Genomic DNA, 17,116 nt, shown 5'->3' with positions numbered 1-17,116 from the left:
CGCCTATTCCAACTAAATATTGTGTGGTATATACCACACCTTCTCCCACACTCTGCCGAATATTCTAAGGTAGTGGCGCATAAGCCGCGTTAAAACATAAACAACAGACTGAACTCGCAGTCTTTGGAGATTTTTAAGAACCTTTCTTCCTTAGAGCCTCAGCCGTTCTTAAAGAATGAAAGATTACGGATGAGGACAGTGAAACAAGGTTCTTAAAGCCCTGCTGGCAAGCACTGTCGGAGACAAAAAAAGGGCACCCTCAATGGATGCCCTTTTTACATTATTCAAGAAAACAACTTAGCTAAGCCAGTCGTTAAGTTCTGCGATTTGTGCACGCACTGCATCAGGGCCTGTACCGCCCTGAGTTTTACGTCGTGCTACAGCGTTTTTGTAGGAAAGTACTTCGTACACATCGTCTGTAATAAGATCAGAAACAGAGGTGAACTCGTCGATGGTAAGATCTTCGAGGCCTTTGTTTTTGTCTTCAGCAAGCGCCACCGCAGCGCCTGTGATGTGGTGTGCTTCACGGAACGGAACATCCTTGCCAACAAGGTAGTCAGCAAGTTCTGTTGCGTTGAGGAAGCCTTGTTTAAGCACTTCTTCCATACGCGCTGTGTTAAAACGCAGCTCAGAGAGCATGCCTGCCATAATGGCAAGAGATGCAGAAACTGTTTTATCGGTATCGATAAACGGCTCTTTATCTTCCTGCATGTCACGATTGTAGGTCATTGGAAGACCTTTCACTGTGGTGAGCAGGTTCATGAGCGCGCCGTAGGTACGCCCTACTTTACCGCGCATAATCTCTGATACATCCGGATTTTTCTTCTGCGGCATGATGCTTGAGCCGGTGGCGTACGCATCTGGCAAGTAGATGTATCCGAAGTTAGGGTTTGCCCAGTATACAAGCTCCTCGTTGAGACGTGAAAGATGTGTCATCACGAGTGAACCGGCAAACATGGATTCCAGAACAAAATCTCTGTCGGACACCGCATCCATAGAGTTCTTGAAGGTTCCGTACATGCCAAGTTCTTCTGCAACTGAAGCAGGATCGAGCGGGTATGTGGTACCTGCGAGTGCCGCTGCGCCCAGCGGGCACACACGGGCACGTTTGTCGCAGTCTGCAAGGCGATCAAAATCGCGCTGCAGCATCCACGCGTAGGCAAGAAGATGATGTGCAAGGGATACAGGCTGTGCTGGCTGCATGTGCGTACAACCCGGAAGCAAAGTATCCACGTGCTCTTCAGCCTGCTTTACAAGCTCAGCAACAACGCCTTTAAGAAGCTCCTGCCATTCACGAATGGAGTCAGATACGTACAGGCGGAAATCAAGTGCCACCTGATCGTTTCTGGAGCGACCGGTATGCAGACGTTTGCCGGCATCACCGATAAGCTCTGAAAGACGACTTTCGATGTTCATGTGAACATCTTCGTACTCAGTTTTCCACTGGAAGGTACCGTCTTCAATTTCCTTAAGAATAGCATCAAGGCCGGATACGATGGAATCTGCATCTTCCTGCGTAATAACCTGCTGACGGGCAAGCATACGCGCATGTGCTTTAGAGCCTGCGATATCCTGCTTGTAGAGGTTCTTATCGTAGGAAACAGATTCTGTGTATTCTTCTACGAGCGCAGCGGTCTTCTGACGAAAACGTCCGCCCCACATCTTTTTTTCTGCCATGGTGAAACCCTACTTTTTGTAGCCGAGCAGACGTAAGCCCTGAAGCTTAATAAAGCCTGCTGCGTCTGCCTGATCGTAAACATCATCCTCTTCAAAAGTTGCGAGATCTTCGCGGTAGAGAGAGTACGGAGACTTACGACCAACAGGGATAACGTTGCCTTTGTACAGTTTGATACGAACAGTACCGGAAACGTTTTTCTGTGTTTCGTCGATGAGCTTCTGCATTGCTTCACGCTCAGGTGCAAACCAGAAACCGTTGTAGATGCACTCAGCATACTTAGGAATCATGGAGTCACGAAGGTGCATGGTATCACGGTCAAGGCAGATGCCTTCGAGATCGCGGTGAGCAATGTGCATGATTGTGCCACCCGGAGTTTCATATACGCCGCGGGACTTCATGCCAACGAAACGGTTTTCAACCATGTCGAGACGGCCAACGCCGTGTTTACCACCAACGGTGTTAAGCGCTTTTACCATTGCAGCAGGGCTTAACTTTTCACCGTTAAGGGCAACTGGATCGCCGTTGATAAATTCGAGTTCAATGTATTCCGGCTCATCCGGTGCTTCTTCAACAGGAACAGCCATAAGATAGGAACCCGGGCCCGGCTCAAGCCAAGGGCTTTCCAGTTCGCCACCTTCAAATGAGCAGTGAAGCATGTTTCTGTCCATGGAGTAGAGCTTACGGGAAGCTGCTACAGGAAGCGGAATACCGTGCTGCTCTGCGAAGTTGTTAAGGTCTGTACGGGAACGGAAGTTCCATTCACGCCACGGAGCAATAACTTTGATAGACGGATCAAGTGCCATTGCGGACAGCTCGAAACGAACCTGATCGTTACCTTTACCAGTTGCGCCGTGTGCTACAGCCTGTGCGCCTTCCTGATGTGCAATTTCGATAAGGCGTTTGGTGATAAGCGGACGGGCAATAGAAGTACCGAGCAGGTAGCGGCCTTCGTAGATTGCGTTAGCGCGCATCATCGGGAAAATGTAGTCGCGTGCAAACTCTTCACGAAGATCTTCAACGTAGGCACGGGTAGCACCGGTTGCGAGTGCTTTTTCATCTACGCCGTCAAGGTCTTCCTCCTGACCTAAGTCAGCTGTGAGGGTAATAACTTCGCAGTTGTAGGTAAGCGCAATCCATTTGAGGATTACAGAAGTATCGAGCCCGCCGGAGTATGCGAGCACAACTTTTTTAATTTCATTAGCCATTTCGTACCTTCCATTCTTTTATTGAAAAACGGGGCACATAACGTGCCCCGCATCATATCTAGCTCAAATTCTCAAAAACTGAAGCAGATTGCGCCATGCTCACTGCGTTTTCAGTTTATTCAACAGCGGCGGCAACAATATGCGTCATTGTTACTATTCTGCTGTGAATATCCACTCGAGAATTGCTTTTTGCATGTGCAGGCGGTTTTCAGCCTGATCCCATACAATAGAAGCCGGACCTTCAAGCACTTCTTCACTCACTTCTTCCCCGCGGTGTGCAGGGAGGCAATGCATGAACTTCGCATCTGGATGAGCGAGTGCCATCATTTTCTCATCAATCATGTAGCCTGCAAATGCTTTTTCTCGTCGCTTCTGCTCTTCTTCCTGTCCCATAGATGCCCACACGTCTGTGTTTACATAGTGTGCACCTTCAAGAGCCAATTCCGGTTCGTGGGTACAGAAGATTTTTGCGCCAGCCTGAAGCGCGAATGTAAGCAATTCTTTATCCGGCTCGTAGCCTTCCGGAAATGCCATAAACAGCTCAAACGGAAAGTACATTGCTGCTTCAATCCATGAATTAGCCATGTTGTTACCATCGCCAATCCATGCAACACGTACTGCGTCAAAATTAGGAGTGCGCTCATGAATGGTTAAAAGATCACTCATAATCTGACACGGGTGCCCCTGGTCGGTCAGGGCATTAACAACCGGAATATCACCGTAGTGAGCCAGCTGTTCAATATTTTCCTGACCGAAGGTTCGAACAATCATACAGTCATTGTATCGGGAGAGCACTCGAGCAGTATCTTTGAGCGGTTCACTTCGACCCAGCTGGCTTTCAGCCGGAGTCATAAAGATAGTTTTTCCGCCAAGGTGATATACAGCAGTTTCAAAAGAAACTCGTGTACGGGTGGAAGCCTTTTCAAAGAGCATAATCGCTGTCTTGCCGTCTAAAAGCTCACTGCGGTAATCAGTGTCTTTCATTTCTTTTGCGCGGGCAATCAGGTCATGCGCTGCTTGGCAACCTAAATCTCTGATACGTGTAAAGTGCTTGGTCATCATGACCCCCTGTAATTGTGTGCTTTCCCAATAAAATCCTTACAAATGATTTCAGCCATCAACAAGCAGACTGCTTGCTAAAAATAACCTGAAGCAGATGTTTTAGGCTGAATACCTAAGCTTGTAAAGCCGCAGTATATGAATTTCTCATGGAATTTCTGCACAAAACACTCCTTCGAAGGAGAGTGTCACCTCCATTCTTTCACCCGCCCTGCACTCTCGAATTTTATACAAAGCTGCATGAGTAAAACCGAATGCAAACGGTTCCATTTTCAGGGAGTTGCAAAAGACTACAACCATCGGTATATGTTCACAATGAGTACCAAACCATACAGCAATCCTTTACGACATTATCGGCAGCAGTATACTCGGCACGATGATGAACAGGCCTTTCAGGTTCTCGTTGAGGAGACAGATTTACATGTAACCGCATCCAAAAATCTGTCTTTAGAAATTGCTGCGTATGTGACTGAATTACGCGGCATACTGAAGTCCTACATCACCTTTCATCCCGAGTTTGTAGAAAGCTATTCCCCTGTGGCAGTCCCGGAACATGCAGCACTCATTATCAAGCGCATGGCAGAAGCAGCCAGCATTGCTAATGTAGGCCCCATGGCGGCCGTCGCCGGTACTATTTCACAGATGGTATGTGAAAAATTTGCATACCAGAGTCCCGAACTTATTGTTGAAAATGGCGGCGATGTGTACATGCTTTCATCAAAGCCCCGTATTGCAGGGTTACTACCGGACCCTAACAGCGATGCGACCATCGGCATAAAGCTCGACGACACAGACTTTCCAGTGGGTATCTGTGCTTCATCCGCAACTATCGGGCACTCCATCAGCTTAGGCAAAGGAGAACTGGTTGCGGTGAGATCCAAAAACGGCAGTCTTGCTGATGCCTGCGCAACTGCCCTATGCAACATGCTCAAGCTCCCCGGTGACGTTGAACTGGTAACAGAAGAAGCTGCCCGCTTGCAGCAATACGGTATTGAGGGTGTTTTTGCCCAGTGCGGTGACAAAGTCAGCGTATGGGGAAAAATGGAACTGGCTGTTGTGTAAATTTTAATGGGGAGCGTTACCCCGATTTCAGTGCTGAATCTCGCATATCAACAATCCTTCCGCACATAATGGATGCAGACTGCAGAATATGCTACACTGCTTCATTGAGGTGTTGATATGCGAGAAGCAGCAGTAATTTTCCCCCACCAGCTATTCATCGACCATCCGTCTGTCATAGATGGCAGGCCTGTCTATCTGCTTGAAGAACAACTTCTTTTCGGGGATTACCGCTGGCAGAACATCTACCACCATCAAAAGCTCATGCTGCACCGTGCCAGCCTTAAGGCATATGAGCACCATCTTCAGCAGGCAGGGCACTCCACTACCTATATTCCACATGCTCCATCGCAAAACATGGAAAACTTGTTTGCAGCGCTGGCGAGAGACGATATTAATCTCATCGTTATTGCTGATCCTGCAGACTATCTCATAGAAAAGCGCCTGAAAAAGCTCTGCGCAACTCATAAAATCAAACTGACCATCCAGCCCACCCCTGCTTTTTTTCTGCAACGAACCGAAGCTGAAAAACTGTTGGGGGACTCTCCGCGGCAAGCCTCATTTTACTCTGCCCAACGTAAAACCTTAGGTGTCCTCTTACTGGATAATGGTAAACCGGTGGGAGGCAAATGGTCGATGGATGCCCAAAACAGATACGCCTATGACGGCATGGTTCCCGTTCCTCCTCCACCTCCTGACGTACGCTCCTCCTTTGCAGACGAAGCCTTCACCCATGTAAGCAAAAGATATCCCAATGCATTAGGCAGTAAAACTGCACTGCTCTACCCTCACACGCATGAGCAAGCACAGCAATGGCTGGATGACTTTGTTCAACACAAGTTACCGCATTTCGGTATCTATCAGGATGCCATCCTTCATGACCACGACTTCCTTTTCCATGCCCTTATTTCTCCGGCATTGAACATCGGACTGCTCAGCCCCAAACAAGTACTGGATGCGGTGCTCAAGAACTGGGAAAAGCGTAACATCCCCATCAATTCCATTGAAGGCTTTGTGCGACAACTCATCGGATGGCGGGAATTTATGCATGCCACATATTGTAAACTGGGAGTACAGCAACGTACTTCAAACTTCTTCAACCATACCCGCCCGCTCCCAGATAGTTTTTATACAGGCACAACCGGCATTACACCTGTTGATACCGTCATCCAAAGAGTCTTGAAACACGGGTACTGTCATCACATTGAACGGCTGATGATTCTCGGTAACTTTATGCTGCTGTGCGAATTTGATCCGAAACAGGTGTATATGTGGTTCCTAGAACTATTTATAGATGCATATGACTGGGTCATGGTTCCCAATGTATATGGCATGAGCCAATACGCAGACGGTGGACTCATCACCACAAAGCCGTATGTCAGCAGCAGTAATTATGTCCGCAAAATGAGTGATTTTCCTGAAGGAGACTGGTGTACGATTTGGGACGGTCTATACTGGCGGTTTATCTATACCCATTACGAACTCTTTGAGGGCAACAACCGCACACGGCCTATGATATGGGGATTGCAGCGCATGAACGAAGAAAAACTGCAACAACATCTTGCAGCAGCAGAAGCCTATCTGGATTCTTTGCCATAGAAACGGTTACTGGCGATTTGCGATAAAAATCCCGCAGACAATCAGCAAGCCTGAAACACCATGCACCCATGAAACTGATTCACCTAGGATCAGCCATGCTTCTATGCCGCAAAACAATGGCAGACTGTAGTACACAATAGCAGCCTTGGCAGGGCCAATTGTCGCAATAGCCTTGTTCCAGAAAAAATATGCCATGAGCGATGCCCCGATTCCAATGTAGAGAACTGCACCCAACACATGCGCAGCAGGCAGAACAGGCGGCACAGAAGCCCACTCCCATACAACCCACGGTACCAGCATAATCCAGCCAAGAACAAAGTTTGCTCCAAGATAGGCAATCGGAGAAAGCGTTACAGGCTTTCTGCGCACCAATATGGTGTACACAGAAAACACAAGGGTTCCGAACAACATAAGCAGGTCACCCTGATTAAACTGTAACTCCAAGAGCAACGCCACATTACCGCGTGTTGTCAGCAGTACCACACCACATGCAGCCAGCACTACGCCAGCCATGCGCGATACCGTGATACGGTCGTTCAAAAAGAAATGCGCCAGCAGAATAATGAAGACAGGCGAAAAGATAGCAATCAGAGACAAATTGAGCGCTGTAGTCTTATGCCCTGCAATGTAAATTAACGTATTAAACACCGTCACACCGAGGAACGCTGTAGGGAGCAAGTGCCCCATGTTTGCCGCAACGTCTTTGCGCTGATTCCACAACGCCCGCAGCGCAAACGGGAGCAGCGCAAGCATGGCAGTGCTCCATCGTGCAAACGCCAATGTTACAGGGGCTATTTCGTCAGACAGACCACGGGCAACAATAAAATTACCAGACCAGATTACAGTAGCCAGCAAAGCAAAAACATATCCGGCGTATCGGGCAGAAGAAGCAGGAAGGCGCATTCTATTCTCATTTTCTAACAGGTTAACAGAGAGATACGTTACTCACTAAGATACGGCGTTTCATAAGGCAAGCACCTCATCAGAATACACGCACCACTGATTGCAAAAATCTATACCTGTCCTTCCCATCTATCAGATCAATCAATTTGTTCTATATCTTCTGGTACGCTATGAGAAAACAAACTTTTTCAGGGAGATCTCATGGCCAAACGCATCGTTGCCTCTATCATACTGGCATTACTTATTTCAACAGCTTCATTTGCCGCAACATTCACAGACGTAACCACAGATCAGGTTAATGAATTACGTTCAAAGAACACAACACGCCTCGTGGATGCACGCAGCCCTGACGCATTCAACGGCTGGGCTATGGAACAGGAGGAACGAACAGGTCATTTGCCTGGCGCCACAAACCTTGCAGCATCATGGGTGACAAATAAACTGCCTCGCACCAAAGAAGTCACCAAAGCAAAGCAACTGGACACCGCTAAAAAGGTCATTGTTTACGGATACACTCCTGAACAGGCACGTATTGTTGCAGACTGGCTTGTTTCACAGGGAATCAGCGCAGACAAGATCAGCGTCTATAAAGACTCTTTTTCTGCATGGGAAAAAGCAGGTCTTCCGCTTGAGCGTCTGCCACAGTATAAGCATATCGTCCCGGCTGAATGGGTGCATAACCGTCTTGCTGCCAAAAATATCCTTGTAATTGAAGCATCATGGGGCGAAGGCAAAGTTTACAAGCAGAATCATATCCCCACGGCCGTACATCTGAATACTGACCTGCTGGAATCCGAAGAGCGTCGCTGGAATTTCCTTCCTGCTGATGAGATTCGCACCAATCTTCTTTCCCTCGGCATCACAGCCGACACACCAGTGGTTGTATACGGCGAAGCAGGTATTGATGCAGCCCGTGCAGTTGTTGCCATGCAACTGCTTGGCGTAAAAGATGTACGCATCCTTAACGGTGGCTTGCATGCATGGAAAGCCGCAGGATACAAAACCGAACGAGGTGAAGTTGAGCCAACTCCCGCCACTGACTTCGGAACTGCAACACCGAACAACGCTCTTGTGATCGATATTACAGAAGCAAAGCGCATTCTTAACTCTCCTGATGCAGAACTTGTTTCCATCCGGACATGGGATGAATTTGTCGGCAACACTACCGGCTATTCATACATCAAGCCCAAAGGGCGCATTCGTGGAGCTGTCTGGGGACATGCTGGAAAAGATGCGTACAACATGGATGACTTCCGCAATCCAGATCATACCATGCGAGATTACCACGAAATCGCTGCCTTCTGGAAAGAATGGGGCATTACACCTGACAAAGAAGTTTCTTTTTATTGCGGAACTGGCTGGCGTGCGAGCGAAGCACTGCTCTACGCACAAGCTATGGGATTTACAAAGGTAAGCCTTTATGATGACGGGTGGCATATCTGGAGTATGAATCCAGCAAACCCCACCGCAACTGGCACTCCTAAGCGATAAATATTGCTGGCTGAAAGGTACTCGAGGAGCCAAACCCTACTGTAGTCTCAATCAGACAATCCTTTCGCATATACCCAGCACTCGTACTCCGCCTGAATAACCAGCCACTCCCTGAGCCAATCTATTTGTATAAAAACAACGACATACAGACAAAAGCCCTGTTGATTCTCAACTCAACAGGGCTTCTTTTTTGATCGAAACAGTACGTTGTTAAATTTTTCTTACCGTATAATTAAAAACATTAAACTATACTCGAAGTCGAAATTTTGCCTATAAGGGGTTCAACACATTCACCACAAATGAGGTCGCCATGAACCATCCGAAAACTATCATTCGAGTCGCTGATGTTCCTACTCCTACTGCAGGTCTTGCTCTTGGCATTGCCAGCCTTGGCTGGTGCTGGGAAAATGCCGCCCCTCTTCAGGGCTACGCACAGTTGACCGGTGCAGCCATTGCAGCAGTATTACTTCTCGCACTTCTCACTCGTTTTGTTTTCTACCCTAAAACGTTATTGAACGACCTTGCGCACCCAGTTGTAGGCAGCGTTGCACCGACCTTTGCTATGGCAACAATGGTCATTTCCAATGCTGTTTCAAAATTTGCACCACTGGCAGGTGAAACTCTCTGGCTGGCTGCTGTTGGCATCCACCTTATTTTCCTTGCTTTCTTTATCTTTCACCAGATCAACGATTTTTCTTTGCAGAAGATGGTTCCAAGCTGGTTTGTACCACCTGTAGGTATTATCGTTGCTAACGTTAGCTTTGCCGGAACACACTTTTACTCTTTTGCAACATTACTGCTCTACTTCGGCATGGTAGCATACGCAATCATGTTGCCGATCATGATCTACAGACTCATTTTCTGTAATGAAATCGTAGATGCAGCAAAGCCAACCATTGCAATCATGGCAGCGCCTGCAAGCCTCTCTCTTGCCGGATACCTGTCTATGACCAGCAACCCTTCTGCGCTTATTGTTGCGGTTCTGCTCGGCATCGCAGTTCTCATGACATTTGTACTGTACGTGGCATTCACTAAACTGCTTCGTCTCCCATTCAGCCCGGCATACGCATCCTTTACATTCCCACTCGTTATCGGGTCTACAGCACTCTACAAAGCGAGTGCATGGATGAACGCACAGGGTTGGCAGCAGGAAATCGTGCAGCAGGTGTCTACTCTCGCAACAGCAGAGCTGTACATTGCAACGACAATTGTTACCTATGTTGCAATCCGCTACACACTCTTCTTCTTCCCGAAAGAAGCGGTTGTATCTCACTTCCGTAAACAGCGTCTGGTTGCAGGAGCAGTTTCAAACTAATATTTTCCTTGCTCGGACAACATACTTCCAAAGGAACACAGCACAGCCAATGGAAGGTAACGGCACATGAAAGAGCCACCCTATGCAGCATGCACTGGGTGGCTCTTTCTGTGTAAAACGCGTTACGGCAGAACTTATTCTTTAAAGGCAATCTCCTTCGCCATATGAGCGATTCCGTATCGCAGCTCTTTTGTATTGTATATTTAACACTTAGTTACTTTACTTTCCTCAGCCTGATTATTAGACCTACAGCTACTATAATCTTTCGTTAGAGGTGTTTTCTATGCATACCCTTACTGACTGCGAACAAGCCGTTAAGAACGTACTTCAGGACAGCGCCTATCAGGAAAGCTACAAATGGGACAATACTGATACCGAACAAACTTCCCTTAACCGTACTAATGGCACAGCAATGGCTGTATTTATTGCGGAGATCATTCAGGACAACAACGCACCATGTGTTGAAGAGGTTATCGGCCTGCTTGAAGAATTTATTCAAGAATGCACAGCAACAGAAAAAACTACTCTGCTTGAGGAATTGCGCGTCGCACTGAATAACGCAGGGTAACTGTCCCAACTGCAAACAAGTACGGAACTCTCAACTCAAGCCCGCTACGAACCTGTTGCCAGCCCGTCGGGTAGCCGTTGACTTGCATTTTTCATAACCGTATCATGCATTCTTGCTCTAACAACAATCGAGCCACAGGCTCTTAGCATAAAGCGAGATGATTCATGAACGGATGCCGTCGATGCAGCGATAACAAAATGCTGAACTATTACTGTGAAAAATGTGGTATGCTCGGGTTTTCTAAAGGCCCGAACGGCGCATGGGTTGCCAATACCGGGGACGTGGTAAAAGTTGTTCAGGCAGGTGGTATTAAAAACGGATGCCCTACCTGCGGCAGCAAAGTTACCCAGCGAGAAGAAGACTTCTGCGTATGGTGTAAACCGGAAGACAAATAATTTTTTGCACAACAAAGCCCCGTACAGATTCTGTACGGGGCTTTGTTGTGTTGGCGCTAACTCTCGGCAGGAGCCTCCGTGACAGGCAATCCATCTGCCGAACGAATATGCACGTCCATTTGCGGAAACGCAATTTCAATACCCAGCTCACTAAACGCATCATCAATACTAAACCGTAAGTCAGACATCGTTCTCAAGGTGTAGTCAATATCATCAATCCAGACGCGCAAAATAAAGTCCAGACTGCTTGAACCAAAGTTATTGAACTCAACCCACGGTGCAGGTTCACTCAACACACGCGGATGTTCCTCTGCAATCTTAATCAAAGTCTTTTCCACTAACTTTGCATCTGAGCCGTAAGCAACGCCTACTGTAAGCTGCTTACGCAACACTGCACTGTCCTTCGTCCAGTTGGTTACCTGATTTGAGATCAGATCTGAGTTCGGGATAATGATTGCAGCATTTTCAAATGTCTCAACAACCGTAGTTCTGATATTAATTTTTTTTACGGTGCACAGCACATTCCCCATCTGAATAATATCTTCCTGTTGGATGGAACGACCAAAAAGCAAGATAAGCCCGCTAATAAAATTATTAAAAATTGCCTGCATACCAAAACCAATACCAACGGAAAGACCACCGGCAATAACCGTAAGGCTGGTCAAATTAACCCCAAGCGCCCCCAATGACAGCAGAGCAAACAACGCCCAAAAGGTATATGTTGAAATGCTCTGCAAGGAATGCAACGTCCCGCGCTTGCCGCGCGGCCACTTTCTACCCGTGCGTTTGATATAGGTATTCACAACAGCTATGGCGGCACGGGTCAGAAAAAAGAACGCAACCACAAGAATGATACTAAAAAAGTGAAGGGTAAAGCCTTTCCAGCCTATATTTATCTGGACAGTTTTTTCAAGAATTGCAGCACCGAAAAAGTCATATATCCATATAAAGGCCAGCAATACTGATGCAGCCCAAATAATCGGGGCAAATATTCCCATCAACAAGGCTCTGAGGAAAGGGTACAATCCATGATCCGGCAAATGTGAAATGCCAAAGCTCGCAAGGCATGTCCCTGCTCTACTTATCGTGTACACATAATATCCTGTGAACAAAATCATTCCCAACAAAATAGCCAGCCGTCCGTACCCAAAAATGGCAACAGCAAACGTTACTAACAGCATCCAGAACCAGAATGTCTGCCTGAGCAAAATGGAGTGCTGCACAAGACGGTTTTTCATAACCCCGCTTACCAGCACACCCAGAACTATCCAAACGGGAATGACAACCTGTTCCGGCATTCCGGTTACCAAAATCACTCCACCAGCAGCAAATAGCCACGTAAGAGGTGTTCGTGATGGATAAGCGTATTCACAAAAAGTGCATCGGATAATATGCGAAACCCACATAGAACCGAATCCAACAATGCTAATCCCCACCATATACATGATACCGGTAAACTTTGGATAAAAATGTTCTTTGGTTACTAATATAGTCATCCCAAGAATAATAACAGCGCACGCTCTGACAAATTTGGGACGCTCTGAACGATATTCTTCCTCAAAGAAAATTCTTCTTCCCGCAAGCACCGCTGCTCCAAACAGCAAACTAAAAAAGGCCACGAAAAAAAGTAAAGCATTGGTCGCGCCTTTTTCTGCAACAGAAAAGCGTTCCGCCCATAATGGAAACCGTAGCGCAACCCATCGGGTAAATGGAACCGCGTTATCCCAAAACTGTTCTGAAAAAGGTGGGTTTTTCCCTACAATAAAATATCCTTCCCACTTTGACGGCAGTTCCTTTTCCATCCGTTTGATGAGCAAGGAAGATCTCTTTTCCAGTTTTTCTGCAACCCCCATTTTTCCCTTAATATTTACAGCCTGCTCCTTCAGGGCAGTTTTCAATCGCGTGAGAGTCTGAGTATATGCAATATAGTTTTTATCTACCGTTGTTGCTGCGTCCTGTATTTCCTTATCATCAACACTTCCCGTCGCATTATTAAGACTTTCCAGTCTGGCTTCCACCTGACTTTGCAGGTTTTTCAGCGAAGTCAAAATGTCCGAACTTCTGTCATTTACTCTGGCCAGCTGTGCATAGAACTCACGAAGCACCATAGGTGTTGTGCCAGCGATCCCCAGACTGAGAACTATTTCACGGTATGTTCCCGTAAGCTCCTGCAACTCTGCTTCCATATCTTCTAGCTTAGCCCTTACAGCTTTGCGCATTGCATTTTCATCATCTTCTAGAATCGCAAGCACTTTTAAGCGCTGCAGATAGGCATCAGGAGCTGTACCGTCTTCCTGCCCAAGTGCCAGTACAGGGGAAAAAATAAGAAATGCATATAACAACATGCAGAATAAACGAATCATGTACCCTTCCCGTCTTATTACTGCTCAAAGCCCAGCGGCTTTACGTTACCGCTGATAAAATATGCATCATGTTACCATCTGTTACAGGTAAATTCACCTCTGCGTCGTCTCTTCCTGCTGCATTATTCAGCTTTTTTTCAACCTAACCCTCTGACAAAACACTACATAAGAAACTAACGGACTTCTGAAGAATAATAAAAAAAGTCCCCGCTATACATGCATAGCGAGGACATCATAGTTGCGATTAATCAGCGAGCAGTCGAAAATCGCCTGCACTTACTTTATGCAGACTACACTTTTTGCTGGTGCCTTTTACGCATAAAGTACAATGCGATAAATGGTATTACTCCAGCGATCATGCCCATTTCTCCAATAACTCTTGGCTTATCTGCCCAATCAAAAGAGATAAACTGCATGGCAAGGGCACCAAGAATAAAATAGGTAAATGTCAGGATAGAAGACGCAGTACCAACGTCCGTATCTACTGTTTCCAGAATCATATGGTTACTTACCGGACGACTGACCCCGATAGAAAACGTCATGCAGAACATGGTAATAGCAAACCCTGCAACTGTTCCTCCCAAAAAGTACAACGCTATGCTTGCCAGTACGATCCCGATAAGTGAAGTACGCAAAATATCAGACGCCGTCATATCCACACATAAGCGTGAACATAAAAATGATCCCGTCATAAACCCAAGGGCGTTAAATCCGAACAGCATCGCATATTGCTGCTCCGTCACCCCAAACGATAAAATATAAATATCTGCAGAGCCGGCTAAAAATCCAAAAAAACCAATTCCCATAAATGAAAATGTAAAACAGCTTAAGGAAAACGGTACATTGGAGAGTACGTTCACATAGCGGGAAACCACATTCCAAATGGAACCCTGAATTTTTTCAAACTCCGGCTCATCAAAGCGGATTGTTCCGTACATCGCCACCGATGCCATAATCGCCTGACAGACAAAAATCCAATTCCATGAAGCGTATTCGAGGATAACACTGCCTATAAGCGGAGCCACCATCGGGCACAATGGAATAATGACTCCGATATATGCCAGTATCTTCTGCCGTTCAGCACCCGTGTACAAATCTTTTGCAAGAGCCATGGATAGTGCAGAAGCTGAAGCCGCACCCGCTGCTTGCACAATACGGGCAGCAACCAGAAGCCAGATACTATGTGACAATGCACAAAGCACACTACCAGCAATATATATAGCTATACCACCGAGTAGAACAGGCCGTCTTCCTATGCGGTCGGACAAGGGACCGTAAACAAGCAAGAAGAAGCTGAAAAAAACAAAGAACAGCACCAGTGATAAGTTAACTGTTACCAGTGGTATCCCCATTTGTTGCTGAATAATAGGCAAAGCGGGGAGATACATATCTGTAGAAAGCGCAGGAAACGCTGCAAGCAGCGTAATAAACAAAAAGTTCGACATATCTACCCATCCACCTGATCTCAAAAAACAATCCCAAAAATTTCAGAACGTCAAAGACGCTCTGCTACACAATCAATAGCGTACCCAAACACATTGATGACAAGTCATCAATTGGTCAATATACTACTACAACGAAAACACTACAATCCGTTTTTTACACAATACACAAATATGCCCACACCAACGGCAACACCTATCAATATTATTGCCCACGCAAGTCGAGCATACACGACATCTTCATTATGCATAGCCAATCTTCCCATATAGTTAACGTGCACACTACCCCAAAATGCATCTTGGTTAGTCCAACCGCTCATACTTGCCACAACAAGGTATGTACACTACAAAAGCCGCTTCACAACAAATATTGCATGCCGTGCGACATGCGATAGGTACTATTTTTTATTGGAGGGAATATGGATATTTCCACTTTTGATAAAGAGGTTAAAGCGGCGCTTGGAACACTTCCTGAAGAGCCTATCAAATACGTAAAAGCAGTGGTCAGCACTGCGCAAAATTACACTGAATACTACTTTGTTGATATTACATGGAACGACGGGCTGAACGAAACCACAACCCAGCTTAAGGTTGACCGTACTCTTTCTGCCGCAGAAGTGCATGAAAAGATTACTGCTGCATACGACTATGCATCACTTCAGACTCTTTTATAGCTGACAAGAAAACCCCCTTACCGTTTTCGGAAAGGGGGTTACGGCTGCAGGAGGAAAAATGTCATGCAGCCCGAACGGAACCTTCATCGAGGAAATTTGTAACAAGATACTTTAAAAAAGCATCTTCATAATATAATCAAGCACAATCCAGCTGACACCAAGCAGCGTGAACATTAGTATAATTTTTCCATACGCATTTTTTGCCAGCGTCAATTCAACACACTGTGATGCATCTTCAACGGAACAGACTGAGTAATACTGCTGTTTAGCTTCTGCTTCCTGAAAGACCACAAGTCCACCCGGCCTGATATCTGATTCTTCCCATACCAGATTCTCTGCATTCAACTGCCCGTTTGTTTTCACATCGACAAAAGAATAGCTTGCAAATTGCTCTTCTGTCTCACCACAGGTTTCCTCAGCGATATCCTGACTATCAACCTGCTCATCGACCTTTTGTTCTTCCAGAACTAAACTCATTGCATCTGCTCCTTTACAACCAATACAGGACAATTACTGCAGTAAACCAGCTTGTACACAACGCCCCCCATAAGCAAATGAGCAAGTTTGCTACGGGATCCCGCTCCCACAACAACCAGACCGGCTTTCTTCTTGGCTGCTTCTTCCGCCAGCACGGTGTGCGGTGGGTTGCCATAGCGCACTGTAACATCAAAGCCCCGAACATCCGCCGCAGCGACTATTCTGGTTACAGAAGAGACGGCTTGCTCTGTCTTTTTCAGAATGTCATTCTCCACTACCGGAGAAAGACTAAAGGCTTCCATATCCATTTCATACGCAATTCCTGCCGTCAGATGCGCTCCGTAGCGCTCAGATAATGCGCTTGCCTGACGCGCTGCCGCTTCTGCCTCTGCACTTCCATCATACGCAAGAAATATGGAGTCCAATGACAACGCTGTATTTCCTGTAATTATAAGCAAGTCGCTGGCTGTCTGCTGCACAACAGTTCCTGCAACAGAGCCGACAACAATGGACTGTAACAGCTGACTGGAATGAGTCCCCAGAGCTACAATGTCGCTACCGAGTGCCCCGACCTGTTCTACCAGAATATCTGAAGGGTTCCCCACACAAAAATGACCCTGTGCTTTCACTCCAATCTCTTCACATTGCTGCACTGCTTCATTAAGAGCGTTACGAATGCTCTCGTACATATCGTACAACACGCTTGTGTCCCCATGTATCCTCAAATCCCCTTGATACTCCGGACAGACGGTCACAATATCCACCATAGAATTTTCTGATCTGGCAAACTGCGCGGCTTGCCGGACTATATCCATAGAAGTTCTTGCTCCGTCAAAAGCTACAAGCATTTTTTTATACATTCGTAACGCCCCTTTTTTCTATGTACTC

General features: G+C 46.5%; 15 protein-coding genes. 7 read left to right on the top strand and 8 right to left on the bottom strand.

The features are described 5' to 3' along the window. Nucleotides 1–297 precede the first annotated feature (297 nt). The 3 genes from argH to argF all read right to left on the bottom strand — a co-directional run bounded on the left by argH (nt 298) and on the right by argF (nt 3,942). A complete protein-coding gene (argH, locus tag SP90_RS08190; protein WP_066854441.1) occupies nt 298–1,677 on the bottom strand; it encodes an argininosuccinate lyase in 1,380 nt (459 codons plus the stop codon). Between the two features lie 9 nt (nt 1,678–1,686). Continuing rightward, nucleotides 1,687–2,883, bottom strand: coding sequence for an argininosuccinate synthase (locus SP90_RS08185; protein WP_066854439.1), 1,197 nt, complete (start codon nt 2,881–2,883; stop codon nt 1,687–1,689). A 153-nt stretch (nt 2,884–3,036) separates the two neighbouring features. Continuing rightward, nucleotides 3,037–3,942, bottom strand: coding sequence for an ornithine carbamoyltransferase (gene argF / locus SP90_RS08180; RefSeq protein ID WP_066854437.1), 906 nt, complete (start codon nt 3,940–3,942; stop codon nt 3,037–3,039). Nucleotides 3,943–4,182: 240 nt separating this feature from the next. Between argF and SP90_RS08175 the strand changes: the two genes are divergently transcribed. Both SP90_RS08175 and SP90_RS08170 read left to right on the top strand, forming a co-directional pair. Beyond that, nucleotides 4,183–5,004 carry a UPF0280 family protein gene (locus SP90_RS08175; RefSeq protein WP_331710484.1) on the top strand — a complete coding sequence of 274 codons (822 nt, stop codon included), beginning with the start codon at nt 4,183–4,185 and terminating at the stop codon, nt 5,002–5,004. Nucleotides 5,005–5,121: 117 nt separating this feature from the next. Continuing rightward, complete coding sequence (locus SP90_RS08170; RefSeq protein ID WP_066854433.1) at nt 5,122–6,600, top strand: cryptochrome/photolyase family protein; 1,479 nt, start codon at nt 5,122–5,124, stop codon at nt 6,598–6,600. A 6-nt stretch (nt 6,601–6,606) separates the two neighbouring features. Here the strand turns inward: SP90_RS08170 and SP90_RS08165 are convergent, their stop codons facing one another. Next, nucleotides 6,607–7,503 carry a DMT family transporter gene (locus SP90_RS08165; protein WP_066854431.1) on the bottom strand — a complete coding sequence of 299 codons (897 nt, stop codon included), beginning with the start codon at nt 7,501–7,503 and terminating at the stop codon, nt 6,607–6,609. A gap of 201 nt (nt 7,504–7,704) precedes the next feature. Between SP90_RS08165 and SP90_RS08160 the strand changes: the two genes are divergently transcribed. The 4 genes from SP90_RS08160 to SP90_RS08145 all read left to right on the top strand — a co-directional run bounded on the left by SP90_RS08160 (nt 7,705) and on the right by SP90_RS08145 (nt 11,272). Then, on the top strand, nt 7,705–8,994 hold the full coding sequence (locus SP90_RS08160; RefSeq protein WP_066854428.1) for a sulfurtransferase: 1,290 nt from the start codon (nt 7,705–7,707) through the stop codon (nt 8,992–8,994). Nucleotides 8,995–9,304: 310 nt separating this feature from the next. Then, nucleotides 9,305–10,309: a TDT family transporter gene (locus SP90_RS08155; protein WP_066854426.1), complete on the top strand. Its 1,005-nt coding sequence runs from the start codon at nt 9,305–9,307 to the stop codon at nt 10,307–10,309. Nucleotides 10,310–10,592: 283 nt separating this feature from the next. Next, nucleotides 10,593–10,877, top strand: coding sequence for a hypothetical protein (locus SP90_RS08150; RefSeq protein ID WP_066854424.1), 285 nt, complete (start codon nt 10,593–10,595; stop codon nt 10,875–10,877). Nucleotides 10,878–11,041: 164 nt separating this feature from the next. Beyond that, nucleotides 11,042–11,272, top strand: coding sequence for a hypothetical protein (locus SP90_RS08145; protein WP_066854422.1), 231 nt, complete (start codon nt 11,042–11,044; stop codon nt 11,270–11,272). Between the two features lie 56 nt (nt 11,273–11,328). On the opposite strand, the gene SP90_RS08140 is transcribed toward SP90_RS08145, so the two are convergent. Then, a complete protein-coding gene (locus SP90_RS08140; protein WP_066854420.1) occupies nt 11,329–13,635 on the bottom strand; it encodes a mechanosensitive ion channel domain-containing protein in 2,307 nt (768 codons plus the stop codon). 290 nt (nt 13,636–13,925) lie between these two features. Then, nucleotides 13,926–15,080, bottom strand: coding sequence for a Bcr/CflA family efflux MFS transporter (locus SP90_RS08135; RefSeq protein WP_066854418.1), 1,155 nt, complete (start codon nt 15,078–15,080; stop codon nt 13,926–13,928). 416 nt (nt 15,081–15,496) lie between these two features. Between SP90_RS08135 and SP90_RS08130 the strand changes: the two genes are divergently transcribed. Continuing rightward, nucleotides 15,497–15,751: a hypothetical protein gene (locus SP90_RS08130; protein WP_066854416.1), complete on the top strand. Its 255-nt coding sequence runs from the start codon at nt 15,497–15,499 to the stop codon at nt 15,749–15,751. Between the two features lie 111 nt (nt 15,752–15,862). Here the strand turns inward: SP90_RS08130 and SP90_RS08125 are convergent, their stop codons facing one another. Beyond that, nucleotides 15,863–16,228, bottom strand: a complete 366-nt coding sequence (locus tag SP90_RS08125) for a hypothetical protein (RefSeq protein WP_066854414.1) — start codon at nt 16,226–16,228, stop codon at nt 15,863–15,865. Continuing rightward, a complete protein-coding gene (locus SP90_RS08120; RefSeq protein ID WP_066854412.1) occupies nt 16,225–17,088 on the bottom strand; it encodes a universal stress protein in 864 nt (287 codons plus the stop codon). The genes SP90_RS08125 and SP90_RS08120 overlap by 4 nt, the downstream gene beginning before the upstream one ends. Nucleotides 17,089–17,116: the final 28 nt, after the last annotated feature.

It is taken from the genome of Halodesulfovibrio spirochaetisodalis, from assembly GCF_001672295.1.
Taxonomy (GTDB): domain Bacteria; phylum Desulfobacterota; class Desulfovibrionia; order Desulfovibrionales; family Desulfovibrionaceae; genus Halodesulfovibrio; species Halodesulfovibrio spirochaetisodalis.
The sequence above is the reverse complement of the archived record's forward strand: the minus strand, read 5'-3'. Positions and strand labels throughout refer to the sequence as shown.

What these genes read in the sequence shown, in the direction of transcription:
- argH (WP_066854441.1), bottom strand. Translation starts at nt 1,677, where the DNA reads ATGGCAGAAAAAAAGATGTGGGGCGGACGTTTTCGTCAGAAGACCGCT.
- SP90_RS08185 (WP_066854439.1), bottom strand. Translation starts at nt 2,883, where the DNA reads ATGGCTAATGAAATTAAAAAAGTTGTGCTCGCATACTCCGGCGGGCTC.
- argF (WP_066854437.1), bottom strand. Translation starts at nt 3,942, where the DNA reads ATGACCAAGCACTTTACACGTATCAGAGATTTAGGTTGCCAAGCAGCG.
- SP90_RS08175 (WP_331710484.1), top strand. Translation starts at nt 4,183, where the DNA reads ATGAGTAAAACCGAATGCAAACGGTTCCATTTTCAGGGAGTTGCAAAA.
- SP90_RS08170 (WP_066854433.1), top strand. Translation starts at nt 5,122, where the DNA reads ATGCGAGAAGCAGCAGTAATTTTCCCCCACCAGCTATTCATCGACCAT.
- SP90_RS08165 (WP_066854431.1), bottom strand. Translation starts at nt 7,503, where the DNA reads ATGCGCCTTCCTGCTTCTTCTGCCCGATACGCCGGATATGTTTTTGCT.
- SP90_RS08160 (WP_066854428.1), top strand. Translation starts at nt 7,705, where the DNA reads ATGGCCAAACGCATCGTTGCCTCTATCATACTGGCATTACTTATTTCA.
- SP90_RS08155 (WP_066854426.1), top strand. Translation starts at nt 9,305, where the DNA reads ATGAACCATCCGAAAACTATCATTCGAGTCGCTGATGTTCCTACTCCT.
- SP90_RS08150 (WP_066854424.1), top strand. Translation starts at nt 10,593, where the DNA reads ATGCATACCCTTACTGACTGCGAACAAGCCGTTAAGAACGTACTTCAG.
- SP90_RS08145 (WP_066854422.1), top strand. Translation starts at nt 11,042, where the DNA reads ATGAACGGATGCCGTCGATGCAGCGATAACAAAATGCTGAACTATTAC.
- SP90_RS08140 (WP_066854420.1), bottom strand. Translation starts at nt 13,635, where the DNA reads ATGATTCGTTTATTCTGCATGTTGTTATATGCATTTCTTATTTTTTCC.
- SP90_RS08135 (WP_066854418.1), bottom strand. Translation starts at nt 15,080, where the DNA reads ATGTCGAACTTTTTGTTTATTACGCTGCTTGCAGCGTTTCCTGCGCTT.
- SP90_RS08130 (WP_066854416.1), top strand. Translation starts at nt 15,497, where the DNA reads ATGGATATTTCCACTTTTGATAAAGAGGTTAAAGCGGCGCTTGGAACA.
- SP90_RS08125 (WP_066854414.1), bottom strand. Translation starts at nt 16,228, where the DNA reads ATGAGTTTAGTTCTGGAAGAACAAAAGGTCGATGAGCAGGTTGATAGT.
- SP90_RS08120 (WP_066854412.1), bottom strand. Translation starts at nt 17,088, where the DNA reads ATGTATAAAAAAATGCTTGTAGCTTTTGACGGAGCAAGAACTTCTATG.